General features: G+C 62.5%; 16 protein-coding genes. 1 reads left to right on the top strand and 15 read right to left on the bottom strand.

From position 1 onward, the window contains the following. The 10 genes from FLZ89_RS15805 to FLZ89_RS14305 all read right to left on the bottom strand — a co-directional run. Nucleotides 1-433: TrkA C-terminal domain-containing protein (locus tag FLZ89_RS15805; RefSeq protein WP_277997572.1), on the bottom strand; the 433-nt coding region annotated here is incomplete at its 3' end. Between the two features lie 102 nt (nt 434-535). After that, nucleotides 536-3,700, bottom strand: a complete 3,165-nt coding sequence (locus FLZ89_RS14340; RefSeq protein WP_141305195.1) for a TadE family protein — start codon at nt 3,698-3,700, stop codon at nt 536-538. Between the two features lie 68 nt (nt 3,701-3,768). Beyond that, entirely contained in the window at nt 3,769-4,473 is a 705-nt protein-coding gene (locus tag FLZ89_RS14335) for a spermidine synthase (RefSeq protein ID WP_141264517.1), read from the bottom strand. Nucleotides 4,474-4,475: 2 nt separating this feature from the next. Then, entirely contained in the window at nt 4,476-5,012 is a 537-nt protein-coding gene (locus FLZ89_RS14330) for a prepilin peptidase (RefSeq protein WP_141264518.1), read from the bottom strand. Further along, nucleotides 4,984-5,586 (bottom strand): class I SAM-dependent methyltransferase, encoded by a 603-nt coding sequence (locus FLZ89_RS14325; protein WP_253256565.1) that lies wholly within the window; start codon nt 5,584-5,586, stop codon nt 4,984-4,986. Before FLZ89_RS14325 ends, FLZ89_RS14330 begins: the two co-directional genes overlap by 29 nt. After that, nucleotides 5,562-6,335 carry a dolichyl-phosphate beta-glucosyltransferase gene (locus FLZ89_RS14320; protein ID WP_141264520.1) on the bottom strand — a complete coding sequence of 258 codons (774 nt, stop codon included), beginning with the start codon at nt 6,333-6,335 and terminating at the stop codon, nt 5,562-5,564. Before FLZ89_RS14320 ends, FLZ89_RS14325 begins: the two co-directional genes overlap by 25 nt. A gap of 16 nt (nt 6,336-6,351) precedes the next feature. After that, complete coding sequence (locus FLZ89_RS15800) at nt 6,352-6,516, bottom strand: hypothetical protein (protein ID WP_172613642.1); 165 nt, start codon at nt 6,514-6,516, stop codon at nt 6,352-6,354. Between the two features lie 81 nt (nt 6,517-6,597). Beyond that, nucleotides 6,598-6,795: a hypothetical protein gene (locus tag FLZ89_RS14315; protein WP_141264521.1), complete on the bottom strand. Its 198-nt coding sequence runs from the start codon at nt 6,793-6,795 to the stop codon at nt 6,598-6,600. Between the two features lie 90 nt (nt 6,796-6,885). Then, nucleotides 6,886-7,083 (bottom strand): hypothetical protein, encoded by a 198-nt coding sequence (locus tag FLZ89_RS14310; RefSeq protein ID WP_141264522.1) that lies wholly within the window; start codon nt 7,081-7,083, stop codon nt 6,886-6,888. Between the two features lie 99 nt (nt 7,084-7,182). Continuing rightward, on the bottom strand, nt 7,183-8,052 hold the full coding sequence (locus FLZ89_RS14305) for a hypothetical protein (protein ID WP_141264523.1): 870 nt from the start codon (nt 8,050-8,052) through the stop codon (nt 7,183-7,185). Between FLZ89_RS14305 and FLZ89_RS14300 the strand changes: the two genes are divergently transcribed. Next, complete coding sequence (locus FLZ89_RS14300; protein ID WP_141264524.1) at nt 8,039-8,632, top strand: hypothetical protein; 594 nt, start codon at nt 8,039-8,041, stop codon at nt 8,630-8,632. The genes FLZ89_RS14305 and FLZ89_RS14300 overlap by 14 nt on opposite strands. Here FLZ89_RS14300 and FLZ89_RS14295 read toward each other — a convergent pair. From FLZ89_RS14295 to FLZ89_RS14275, 5 genes are read right to left on the bottom strand one after another with little or no spacing between them, the layout of a single operon-like run. Beyond that, nucleotides 8,616-9,302: a pilus assembly protein TadG-related protein gene (locus FLZ89_RS14295; RefSeq protein ID WP_141264525.1), complete on the bottom strand. Its 687-nt coding sequence runs from the start codon at nt 9,300-9,302 to the stop codon at nt 8,616-8,618. The two genes, FLZ89_RS14300 and FLZ89_RS14295, sit on opposite strands and share 17 nt — an antisense overlap. Next, nucleotides 9,299-9,646, bottom strand: coding sequence for a hypothetical protein (locus FLZ89_RS14290; protein WP_141264526.1), 348 nt, complete (start codon nt 9,644-9,646; stop codon nt 9,299-9,301). The genes FLZ89_RS14295 and FLZ89_RS14290 overlap by 4 nt, the downstream gene beginning before the upstream one ends. A 26-nt stretch (nt 9,647-9,672) precedes the next feature. After that, nucleotides 9,673-10,563, bottom strand: coding sequence for a type II secretion system F family protein (locus tag FLZ89_RS14285; protein WP_141305194.1), 891 nt, complete (start codon nt 10,561-10,563; stop codon nt 9,673-9,675). After that, entirely contained in the window at nt 10,550-11,434 is an 885-nt protein-coding gene (locus FLZ89_RS14280) for a type II secretion system F family protein (protein WP_141305193.1), read from the bottom strand. The genes FLZ89_RS14285 and FLZ89_RS14280 overlap by 14 nt, the downstream gene beginning before the upstream one ends. Next, nucleotides 11,431-12,792, bottom strand: a complete 1,362-nt coding sequence (locus FLZ89_RS14275; protein WP_141264529.1) for a CpaF family protein — start codon at nt 12,790-12,792, stop codon at nt 11,431-11,433. Before FLZ89_RS14275 ends, FLZ89_RS14280 begins: the two co-directional genes overlap by 4 nt. Nucleotides 12,793-12,803 lie beyond the last annotated feature (11 nt).

Here is a 12,803-nt window from a genome sequence, read left to right as displayed (position 1 = left end):
CATGATCGCCGGGCGTTATATAATCGTTACCTCCGGGAATTATTATCTCGTCTCCCCTGGCAATGGCGCCGATGATGGCATGGCGAGGAAAGTTGATTTGCTGTATCGGCTTATTGGCCTGACGGCACAATTCACCCACTCGCCGTAGTCTGCGAGCTCCACGCTCGCCCCCCGTTTGCCGTTTGGCGGCGGCTGGTTCGGCGGCAGGAGGCTGTCGGAAGAATCGAGAAGCCCCTCTTCCGCCAAAACCTTTTTCACCTTGATGGTGGCCCAGGCCGACGCCGCCGCCGGGTCGAATTGTCCGAGAAGCACGCCGTATTCCCTGACCCCCGCCCTGGCGGCCATCGCTGCGCCCGACCTGGCGGCGTCCAAGTACAAATAGGTCGCGCCGAAGAAGAAGACGAAGAAGATCAGGGGGAGCACGAGAAGCCACGGCACCACCTCCCCCCGGCTGCCGGAAACGAAATCCCGCGCCCTCAAACGCATCACCCCTTTTAAAAAAACAGGGCGGTCGAACTACCGCCCAAGTCGCTCGCTATTTCCCGGCCTCGCCGGACACGAAATACGCCTCTCCTACCACTCTGCGGGAGGGCGGCTCCTCGCCGCGCCACGCCGGCACGCCCGTATGTGACAACATCTTCCACAAACCCTGCAGCGGAACCGGGTAGTGGTACGTCACCCGGCAATAAGCGAAGTTGTCGGTCCTCGGCTTGCTCACCGGGTCGCCGGCCTGGGCCTGGGGATCGCCCCTGTTCGGGTCGTTGCAGAGGACGTCCTTGTCCGGGTCGAACGTCACCAGGGCTGACCAATCGTCCGGCGCGTATTCCTGGATCGATTTCACGCGGAAGAACCGCTCCACTTGGCCCGTGTTCTGGCCCCAGAGTACGGCGTTCATGCCGGCGAACCGGGAGAGGTCGGGTCCGGCAGACCTCACGATGGTGTTCCCCACCCAGTAGTCCTCGCCGTCAAAGGTGAGGGGGCCTTTGAGGACGTCGCCCTGGGGAACCTCCACGTCTGCCCGCAAGACCGGGCAGCCCTTGTCTTTGAACCAGGTCACGCCTTCCTGCACCATGTCGATTTCCAGGGTGTACGTGCCGGGCTTCGACGGCGCCTTCACGGGCAGGTTGAACGTGTAAGACTGGCCCGGGGCCACGGCGTAGTCCACGTAGTCCCGCGAGCCGTCCCAGACGACGACCCTGCCGGTATTTTTGTCGTACCAATGGTACGAGAGGCCGAACCGCCCCTGGGGAGTCCAGGTCAAGCCCCCGTCGTTCCGGGCCGTAATCTGGAGGTTATAAGTTTTGCCCGCTTCCATGTATTTCGGCGCCCAAGCGGGGTTGTAGGAGACGGCGTAGTCTATACCCCCCACGTCGATCCACGCCTCCAGCGTCGGCCAGTTGACCCCCTGCAGCGGGCCGAACCAGGCGCAGTATTCCTGGACGCCGTCGACGACCAGCCTGTATTTGCCGGGTTGAGGAGGAGCCTTCACTTTCAGGTCGAGGTTCGCCGACCCGCCGGGCTGCACGGTCTGCGGCAGGCCCGTCCTCAAGCCGTCCTGGACGACGAGATTCCCTTTGTCGTCGTACCAGTGGTACGAAAAATTCGTCCGCCAGGAATCGGGGCTGTTCCAATTGCCGGGCCACCAGGAAGGCCTGGAAGCGAACCATTCCTTCCGGGCGAGGTTGGTAGCGCTGATCTTCACGGTGAATTCCCCTCCGGGCACGACCCTCTGCGGCAGGGTCGCCGCGCCGTAGGCCACGCCGTCGACAGGAGTGTATGTCCACGAAGAGTCGGAATGAAGGACGACCCCACCGTCGAGATTTACGGTGACGTCATAACCCTGCCCTGACTGGGCTTCTACCTCCACCACGGGCACGTCCACGTAGGTCGGGCTGTACAGCACGCTCCTGTCTGTGGTCAGCCTTGTCTTTATCCGGGTGACGTTATAACTGGAAACATCTATCCATTCGTCGTATTCCTGGTTATATCCGGGACTGCACCTTTGGGCCAGCAGCACCCACGACGACCCGTTCCACCCGTAAACGTAGCCGTAGTCGTAGTTCCTTTCGCTCTTCCCTTTGACGTGAATCCTCTTTATCTTCCCCCCGCCGGGCGGCGACCAGGGGTTGCTCCACACATCGGCCCTGTGGGAGCTCACCTGTACCCGGAGGGCACCGCCGGTAGACTGAGTATCGCCATTCCCTGTACCCACGCACACAAAATACTTCGTGTTAGGGTAGGCGTAAAATTGAACCGTGCCGTTTCCGGTCGCTACCCACCCCGACGCTTCCGTTTCCACCACGGGCACGTCCACGTAGGTCGGGCTGTACAGCACGCTCCTGTCTGTGGTCAGCCTTGTCTTTATCCGGGTGACGTTATAACTGGAAACATCTATCCATTCGTCGTATTCCTGGTTATATCCGGGACTGCACCTTTGGGCCAGCAGCACCCACGACGACCCGTTCCACCCGTAAACGTAGCCGTAGTCGTAGTTCCTTTCGCTCTTCCCTTTGACGTAGATCCTCTTTATCTTCCTCCCGCCGGGCGGTGACCAGGGGTTGCTCCACACATCTGCCCTGTGGGAGCTCACCTGCAACCGGAGGGCATTGCTGGTGGAGATGTTTTGGGGACTCCCCGCGTTACCCGTTCCAACGTAAACTGGAGCCGCCCGGCCGTACCGGTCTTTCGCTGTGACGGTCACCCACTGCGCGTAGGGGACCGTCCACTCGGGGTATTTTACTAAGCCGTTTGAGAGTGATTGTGGCGGATACGATACGGGCCAGTGCCACCCCGTCTGCTTCACCGTGCATAAGAACCCCGTCGGCCCGTAGTCGTTCCGGGCCGTTACCACGAACTGAACGGGGCGTCTGGGGCCCGGCTCCCAGTCCCAAGTCTTCACGCCCTGGCCTGAACCCTGAAGGACATCGGTCGAGTCCACCCGCACGTTGAACCAATCGTCCGCCACAGCATATAATCGGTACTTGTCATAGCCAGCGGTCCACCAGACCGGCGACGTCAGCGTCACTTCCTGGCCGTTCAGTGCGCATTCCCCGGCCCCGGGTTGGCCCCATATCCACCAGGCGTTGGGGTCAGGCCACCCCTGAGCCCACCCCGTTCCCCAGATTCCCTGCCCGTATTTCGCCAAAACGGCCGCCGGGAACGGGCCCGGGCGGCGCGTTTGGTTTACCGTTTGACTGCCCTGGGTGCCGGATTGGCTGCCGGAAATCCCTCCCACCTGCTGCATCGCTTGCGTCTCCGGCGGGTCGGTCGTGGCGACTTTCGCCAGGAACACGTTCGCTTCGGCCCAATCGCCGTCCGCCACCACCACTTTGCCTGCCAGGGCGTCCATCTGGCTTTTGACGCCCGGGCTGGCGGGCTTCACCTTCACCGGCCCCCGCGTGCGGTCGTTGATGACGTAGCCGTTGCCCGTCTTGATCAGCCTGCCGACCAATACGTTGTTAAGGGAATCTTGCGAAATTGCCCCGCCGGGGATGAACGATTTGCCCTGATTGAGGGCGGCGAGGACCACGTCCGCCGCGCGGGATTTCGCGCCCTCAATGTCTCCGGGGTGGGAGGCCAGCCACCTGGCCCCCGAACGGGCGGCTTCCTCAACAACGTTTTTGGCGTCGGCCATGTGGCCGAACCACGCGAACCCCCAGGCGACGGCCATCAGGAGGGGTAGCAGGATGACCGCCGTCACCACGGGGGAAGAGGCACGGGAATGGCGTAAGAAGCCGCTGAGGTGTAAAAAACGTTTACGCAAGCGGGTCACCCCTTTCTTTTTTTAAGTCGTTTCCAGCATATCAAAACTTCGTTGCGCGGCGGCACCGGAGGAAACCGCTTTACCTTCACTTCCGGGAACGCCGCCTTAAAAGCCGCAACTGCGGCGGCCTGCTTCCGGTCGAAAGGGTGGATTCTGGTCGTGTTCACCGCCGCAGTCCCGCCGGGCACCACGGCATGTCTCACTAAGGGGGCCAATTCCCCTAGCCAGAATGGCGTATGCCCGCGGTCGAAAATGTCTATAAAAACAAAGGCGAACCGACCTTCCGCCGCTTGGCGCAGGTACGCCAGGGCGTCTTCCCGGACCACCTCGACATGCGGCGGCAGGGCGAAATACCGCCGGGCGGCCTCTTCCGCCGCCGGGTCGGGGTCCACGGCGACCACATTGACTCCCGGCCGCAAAGAGAGGGCGACGTGGGCGAACGCCCCGCCGCCAAGGCCGAGGATCAGCACGTCGCCGGAGGGGGGGCATTCGGCTAAAGCCTCCGCCGCCGCTTTCAGCGGGAAAGTGCGGGGCGTGGACGGATCGCGGCGGTCGAGCACGGTCTGCACGGTAAAGAGGCTGGAACGGAGGTGCCGCCGCGGCGCCCACACGGCGTCCGTCACATAGAGGGAACCGAAAACTTCGCTGGAAATTTCGGCCACCGACTTTTCGCCCACCAGCGCGAAGCAGACACGCTTCAAAAGCTCCAAAGTTAAACCACCCCCAAACCAAGAAGGACTGACGCCGCGACGAACCCCGCACACAGGAACGGCCCGAAAGGAACAGGGTCGAACCCGGAGGGAACGTCTTCCTGCCTCAGCCTGCCGCCCAATAAGATAAAGAACAGAGCCTTCTTTTCCTCCGCCAGCCACCGCCGGAGCCCGGCGCGGCGGACCCGCATAGGCACCACGGCGGCCAAGAGCAGCCCGCACCCCAGGGCCAGCCCGAGGAAAGCCGCGTCCGCCCCGCCCAGCGGGCCGAGGGCGGCGAACAGCTTCGCGTCCCCTTCGGCGAAGACCCCGAGCGTCCAGAGGAAAAAGCCCGCAAAAAAGCATACCCCCAGCGTTTCGGCGGCAGGAACCGCCCGTCCCGAGGCGGCCCCCAGCAAAAGGCCCAAAAGCATCGCCGGGTAGGTGAGCCAATTCGGGATGGTCATGGTGCGGGCGTCCCAAACCGCCGCGACGGCGGCGACGGCGGCCGCCGCCAGCGCCCCGGCGAAACTAACGGTCGAAACGGTCAAGACGTTCAAAAACCGCCACCTCGCTCAAGCCGAAAGGGAGCCGCAGCCTGGCGTCGAGCGAGAGCGCCCTCTCGGCCAAAATGTCCAGGAAACCCGGCAGCCTCGATGGGCCGCCGCCCCCGGCCGCCCGTGCCAGCGCGGCCGCCGGAAGGAACAAAGAGACGAAGAACCGCCGCTCTGCGAGGACGAACCCGTGCCGTCTCGCGGCACGCTCCAATTCCCCTTTCCGGTACCTCCGGTAATGCCCGCAAGCCTCATCGTGGGCCGACCACAGCCGCGGGTGCAAGGGTACGGAGGCGAAGAGCAGCCCGCCGGGCCTCAATACGCGCCTTGCTTCCGCCAGGGCCGTGCCATCGTCAGGTAGATGCTCCAGCACGTCGAACATGCACACAGCATCGAAATGCCCGTCCGGGTAAGGCAATTCTTCCGCCCTTCCGGACACGGCCCGCACGCCGTTCGCCATGGCGGACTTCCGCAGCGCCGGGTCGGGCTCGACCCCGTGCCATTCGTATTGCGGAAAGTACCCCGCCAGCCACCCGTCCCCGCAGCCCACGTCCATCACCCGGCTTCCCGCCGCGGGCAGGTGTCGGGCGACGACGCTGGACAGGAAACGCCGCCTGGCGCGGAAATACCAGGAATGGCCGGAGAAAAGCTCCCGGCGAACTTTCGCCGGATCTCCAGCAATTCCCGGAACATCCTCCACCCGTCCCGCAACAGCCTCACTTTCGAGCCCGGCCTGTCGCGCCATTCCACACCCACCTCTTTTACGACCAGCCCCAGCCGCCGGGCCAGGAGCAGGATTTCTACGTCGAAACAGTATCCACGGCATCCGGCGCGGGAAAAAAGCGCCCTCGCGGCGTACCCCTTAAACAGCTTGAAGCCGCACTGGGTGTCGCGGTAGGGTAGCCCGGTCATGAGCCGCGCCAGAAGGTTGAACGCTCTCCCCGCCGCTTTCCGCTTGAAAGAAGCCCTCCATACCTTCGCCCCCGTCGCCTCGCGGGAGCCGACGGCTACATCCGCCCCACCCGCAAGCGCCGCTTCTAGTTTCGGTAATTCCGTAATCGGCGCCGCCAAGTCGGCGTCCGTAACCAGCACCATGTCGCCCCTGGAAGCGAGGACGCCGGATTTCACCGCCGCGCCTTTTCCCATGTTGGCCGGGTGGCGGACCACCCGGCAGCCGTGACGCCCCGCGACATCAGCCGTGCGGTCGGAAGAGCCATCGTCGACCACAACAATTTCATATTCCTGCCCCGCGAGGTGTCCCCGCAAAACCTTAAGGACGTCCGGCAAACGGTCCTCTTCGTCGTACGCGGGTATTACTACGCTCAACATGATGCTAGCCGTCCTTTCACTGGCCCGCCAGGGAATTGCCCATCTTCTGGGCGGCTGTTTTCAAACCGGGGCCTATATATTTCCATACCGTCACAGCCATGATGACCCCGATGATCAGCACCACCATCCAGGGTACGGCTTCCCCCCGGTCGCTCCGCAGAAAACGCAAAATTTTAGACATCGCTTATCCCCCCGGAAAAATGATTTTGAAAAAAAAAGCCCGGTCTCACGAAAAGACCGGGCCGTTCCGGGTACGCCGACGCTATTGAATGCGTACAGTGTTAAGGCCGCTCGCAGCGTTGTTCGCAGCGCCGCTTATCTCGTTGCCCACGTTACCGGGCGAGGACTTGAATTTCAGGAACGCCGCCACCGCGAGGATCACGCCGATGATGACCAGCACGATCCACGTGACGGCCTCGCCCCTGTCGCCCTTGAGGAAGTGTTTCAGCAGATTGAACACTTGGGTTCACCTCCTGTAAAATGTTTTAAATAAAAAAACCAGGGTGATCAGATTTTTTTGTGTGCGGTTGTTTAAAATAAACTGAACCAACTATTGAATTTTTACTGCGTTCAAACCTTGGGCAGCGTTGCTTGCCGCGCCGCTTATCTCGTTGCCCACGTTGCCAGGTGAGGACTTGAATTTCAAGAACGCGGCCACCGCGAGGATCACGCCGATGATGACCAGCACGATCCACGTGACGGCTTCGCCCCTGTCGCCCTTGAGGAAATGCTTCAGCAGATTGAACACTTGAGTTCGCCTCCTTTCCATATATTTCAAAAAAGAAAGGCCAGATTGCCTGGCTTTTCTTTTTTTTTTTGCGCCGCCGTTTTAGAAAAACTCAAGTGGCTATTGAATATTGGCCGCATTCAAACCTTTGCTTCCCGGCCCGACCGTGCGGGCGAACACCACCGCCGCATTGTCCCTGTAGACTTCCCGCCAATCAGGATTACGGGATAGGTACAGGGCCATCCAGGAATCGGACGGCATCAGCACCGTTTTAACCCCCCACTTGGCGAACACCGCGTCCGGCTCCGGCGGCCGGAGGATCCCTTCGGCCCGGTCGTAGTCGTCCATCACGCCCGATCCGGAAAGCACGTACATATCCGCCCGGCCGTCGATGAACGGCTCGACCCCCCGCCAGATCAGATACCCTCCCCAGGTATAGTAGTTGAACACCCGGCCCGTCAAACCTTCCCTTACCATATAGGACACAGCGGCCTCGGGAAAACCGCTACCGGGCCATGCGGGCGGCGGGGAAGAGACGGTGGCCGTAAGCCCCAACGCCGTCAGGACGAGTGCCGTCGCAGCCGCGATTTTCATGCCCGGACCGGAGAAACGCGCCGCCAGCGCCGGGGCAGCCGCGGCGGGCCAGAGCACGGCGAAAACGGCAAGGTGCCGCATGGAGACGAGGCCCGCCAGGAACGCCCCGGCGGCCAGGAGGCGGAACGCGGCGTCGCCGCGCGGCAGGAGGAACAGCAATATCGCCGCCGCCAATACAGGGAGCATAAAAGGCGAGTGGAAATCCGGCGACAGCCACTCGTTTATGGTGTTGATCATTTCCGGGTGCGAACCGACCTTTAAGGCGAACCCCCACACGCCGAAGCCCCATGGGTTCAGTCCCGTGGCCAGAAAACTTGCGGCCGCGCCCGCGAATTGGCGGGCAACGACGCCCTGCTTTTTCGCAAGGGCGTCGGCGGACAGCATGACGATCCCCATCAGGGGACCCAGCGGCGCGGAAGCGTGGACGTTCGCCCAGACGGCCGCCAGGACGGGTAAACACGCGGCGGCCCAACGTTTTTCCCGCGCCAGGTCCAGGAGCCAGAGCCATGCCGTAAGAAAACTCAGGGCGAGCACGTGCGGCCTCGCGCTTATAAAAGCCGCGAGGGACGCGAGGGAAACGGGGGCACACGCCAGCGACCATGCCGGACTGCCGGACCGCCGCGCCGCTAAAAGGAAAGAAAACGCCGCCGCCAGGGCCACCCCAGCGGCCGTTAAGACCCACAAGCCGCGCGTGCCGCAGACGCGCCACAAGACGGCGGCAAGGATTTCCCACAGCCACTCGTGGGCGTGCCAGGGGGCGCCGGGGGCCGTCCAGGAGAACGGGTCGGCTTTCGGGATTTCCTTGAGGGAGAGGACCCATTCCCCGACTTTCAAGTGCCAGAAGGTGTCGCCCTGTACCAGCGAACCGCCGCAAGCCGCCGTCGCGGCCATCGCAAGGGCTGCGACGGCCAGCAGGCATAAGGCGGTGATTATTTTGTCTTTCAGAAAACCGCTTTTTATCATTGCGCCGGGATAGCCTGGGCCACCCCCTTACCGGCCACCTTCACCGCCCCGCTCCATCCTGCGGGCCTGGGGGCGGAAGCGAGGGATTGGAAAACGTCCTGCCCGCTTATCATCCTGAAGAGCGGCACGAGCAGGTACGACCTCGCCCCGGCTTCCGCGCGGGATACCTTGTATTGGTCGTAGTAGACCGACCCGTCGCGGGCGTATTTTGGCGCGGACCAATCCACGTCCGCCTCGAAAGCGTAGCCGGCGGTCGGGTTGGGCACAGCCCCGGCAACCGGCGGACAAGCGATGTCCTGTACGGGCACCTTTTCGCCCGTCAGGTTCCGCCGGAAAGCTGCCGCGGCGGCGTTCCACGCTTGTACGGCTTTTTGCCGTAGGTCGCAGTGATACCCGACGACTTTCGCTTCCACCTTCACGGCCCTGTCGGGGTCGGTGGTCACGTTGCCGTTTCCGTCGTACATCACGTATTCGTATTCCGGCACGATCTCCGCTTGCATCGCCCCGGCTAGGGCAGCGGCGTCGGCAGCCGTCTGCAGTCTGGCCTGGACGGCGTGCGCCCTGGCGTAGTCGAACCCCAGCACGCCGATTACGCACGAAAGTACGATGAGGAGCAGGATCAATACGGCCGTGCCGCGCTCGCCGGAAAAGAAATACCTGATCCGTCCGGACACCTTTATCATTTTCCACCTCCGACCTTCCTGATCGCCGAGAACAATTCCAACGACGCCGCGCCCGCGGCGTTCGCCGCCCACGCCACCAACGCCCACGCCAGGACAGGCTGGTGGACGGCCCTGACCGAAAATGCACCCACGGCCAGGGAAACGACGGACAGGGCCACCAGGCTCGCCCCGGCCCGCCCCAGGACCGGGGTGAGAAAGCAGCGCAACACGGCGTGTCCCGCCGTCACAAGCAGGAAGAGAAAAGGAACGCCCTGTACGGCGACCAGCGTCCAATTGCTGAATTCGGCGACTTTCTGGGCCAGGTAGAAATCGCCGCCGTTTTGCAATGCGGAAAAAGGGTCCACCTTCTCTCACCCCACAATGCTTGCGTTCAATGGAACGGGTTCTGCTGGGCCAAAGAGATGAGCATAGGGGCGAGGGTGCAGATTATCGTCGGCAGCGCCATGACGAACACGGCAAGATACAGCTTTTGTTCCGCGCTTTTGGCCTGGCCCACTATTTCGGCCTTGCGGCGTTCCCTGGCGTCTTTCACCGCTTCCGAAAGTTTCCCCGCCACCGAAGCGCCGTAGCGCTGGGCCTGGATGACCGTTGTGGCCAACCTCTGCGCGTCCAGAAGGCCCGTCCGGGCGGCGAAATTTTTCAGCACTTCTTCCAGGGGCGCGTTGTACCTGGCCTCCTCGACCGCGCGCCGCAATTCTTCGCGCAAAGCCGAACGCTTCTCGGTGATCCCGCCGGACGCCCATTCCAGGGCGGCCCTCAATTCAAGTCCGGCCGACAGGGCCGTGGCCAGCCTGGACGCCACCATGATAAATTCCCTCTTCATCGCTTTACGCCGTTCGCTGATCAGAAAAGAAAGCCACCAGTCCGGCAATTTGATGAAGACCACAGGGATAAAGGCTAACATATTCGAGGAAAAGACGCCCAGCAGGGCGGACGCGGCCGCCAGCCCTATCAGGCCGAAACGCAGGGTGTCGAACGCTTCCGGGCTGAAGCCGTAGGGGTTTCCTGCCAGGGCGAGCTTTTCTTCCACGTCCGGCGGGCCGGCGAGCTTCTGCAGCCACGGGTGGTATATCAACAGCCTGGTGAAAAACCGGGAAGCCGTCTCAGAAAACGGCGGCGAATGCGCGGCCAGGTCGAAAGCCGTGACGGAGACGCGGAGCCCGGCCGCGACCGCAAGGCAGAAGACGAACGCCGCCGCGAAAAAAGGTACGGAAACAGGGACGTTCATAAAAACCGCCGCCTTTCTTTCAAAAATCTTCAATCGAACGCAGGATGTTCATCACCAGCCAGAGGCCGAAGCAGAAAACGAGAAAAGCCACAAAAGCCGCCGTGCGGCCCATCTGGGTGTCCACGAGCGGCCGGAAGAGGTCCGGCGCCAGGACGAGCATGCCGAAAATGTACGCCACAGGGATGAACGTTACCAGGATGGCTGATGTCTTGGCCCCTTTCGTGTGCTGGTGTACCTGGTAGCGCGTGCTGATGCCGTCCCGCAGGCTGGTCAGCACTTCCCGCAAGAGGTTCAGCGACCGCGGGCCGCCCACTTTGCTGTAAAGCTCCACCGCGTCGCACAGCTCTTCGGCTTCGACGCAGGGGATGCGGGCCGCCAGGCCCCGGAACGCTTCCGGTTCCGGCAAACCGCCGGCGATTTCTTCCGCCAGGCGTAAAAATTCCGACTTGATAGGCTCCGGAGAATGCATGGACGCCTCACGTAACGCTTTCTCCATAGACATACCGATGTGCAGCGCGGTCATCAGGGTGTCCAGCCCGAATTCTATGTTGCTCCGGAAAGCCTTTATCCTGCGCCGGAAAAGGTAGAGGTTCAACGCCCGCGGGCCGAGCAGAAAGCCGCCCGCCGCCAGCGGAACAGCGAACACCGGGTCGGCCAGCAAAGAGGTCAAAAAGAACGTCCCCACCCCTATGGCCGCCCCGGCGAGTGCCCCGGACTCGAGCGTCAGAGGGGAATCCCCCCGCAGGTTCCAGAGGCGCACGAAAAAAGTTTCGCCCTTCCCCCGGTTCCTGTAAGCCGCCGCGCCGCCGCTGGGCAGCAGCGGGTTGCTGCGTTTCCATCCGGCGAAAGCGCAGAACAGCGAAAATACGGCGAAAAATGTCGCCAGACCGATGAATGGCGTCAACAACCGAACCACCCTCTCAATTCGTCCATTTCTTCAGGGGTAAGGTAAAGCGCCAGCTTGCGTTTGCCGAGGAACGCGGGGATTTCGCCGGTGGGCCGCAGCTTTCCCAAAGGAGCGCCGTCTTCCGCGAAGCCCTCAACGCGGAAAGTGTAGAGGGGCACCACTTCCGGCAGGGAATCCGCGTCCCGGCGCCGGATCTCGGCGACGTCCAGAAGCCTCCTGTGGCCATTTATCTGCCCGAGGAAAAACACGACCTCAGCAGCGGCCACTTTCCCTGCCCGCGACGCCGGGGTGCTGTACGCCCCTCCCCGGTACGCCGCCAGCATGTCCGAAAGCCGCAGGGGCACCTCTTCCGGGCCGTCGGCGTGGACTGTGGACATTGACCCCGGGTGACCGATGTTCATGGCCTGGAGGGTCCAATAGGTGGTGATTTCATTACGGCATTCCGAGCAGATGACTCTCGCCGGTTTGGTGCGGAGGACTTTTTCGAACAGCAGGTCGGGCGGCACGGCGCCCTCCCCTTCCACTCCGGCCCGACGCGGCTCCAGCACAACGGTCCACGGTGTGGGGAGGTCCGGCCGGCGCGGGTCCGGCAAGCCGACCCGCGTCTCCGCCGGGTCCTCGATGAATACCAGCCTCTCGTCCGGCCCTACGCGGAGCAGGAGTGCGTTCAAAAAAGTGTTTTTGCCGGAGCCCATGCCCCCGGCGGCGAACACGTTCAGCCTCGCCTTGACCATCAGATCGAACATCCTCACGAGTTCCGGCGGGAACAAATTCCTTTCAGCCAGCTCATCGAGCGTGAACAGGCGCGAAAACCGGCGGATGATCATGCTCGTACCCCGTACAGAAGGGCCGTCAAGGAAGACCACCGCCCGCGACCCGTCGGGCAGCCGGAAGTCCTCGACCGGCCGCGCTTCGTCAACCTTGCGGCCCACCGTGGCTGCAAGGCGCACGGCAAACCGCCGCAAGTGCTCTTCGGAAGCGAAAGTCTTGTTCCATTTACGGATGCGGCCGTCCTTTTCGTAACGGATGAAATTGTAGCGGTCGATCCAGATGTCGGTCACGCCTGGATCTTCCATCAGATCCGTAATAGGCCCGAAGCCATAGATGTCTTTCATGAGCTCTTCGATAAGGTTTACTGGCATGCCCTCGCGGGCCACGATTTCCCGGAGCAGCGAGCGCGCCTTTTCTTTGTCGCGCATCGTCCCTAAATCCGAAGCCCACGCTTCCTGGATGAGCTTCAGCCGCAATTCGTCGAGGGCGTCGCGCCCGCTTGCGTCGTCGCCGGGAAGAGACTGGGGTCTTTCTTCTTCTTTCCTGAAGAAGAGTTCGGCGTATAAGGAATCGCAATCGTTCACAGGAACCACCG

The organism is Moorella sp. E306M, from assembly GCF_006538385.1.
GTDB lineage: Bacteria > Bacillota > DSM-521 > Neomoorellales > Neomoorellaceae > Neomoorella.
This window is presented reverse-complemented; position numbering and strand designations above follow the sequence as displayed.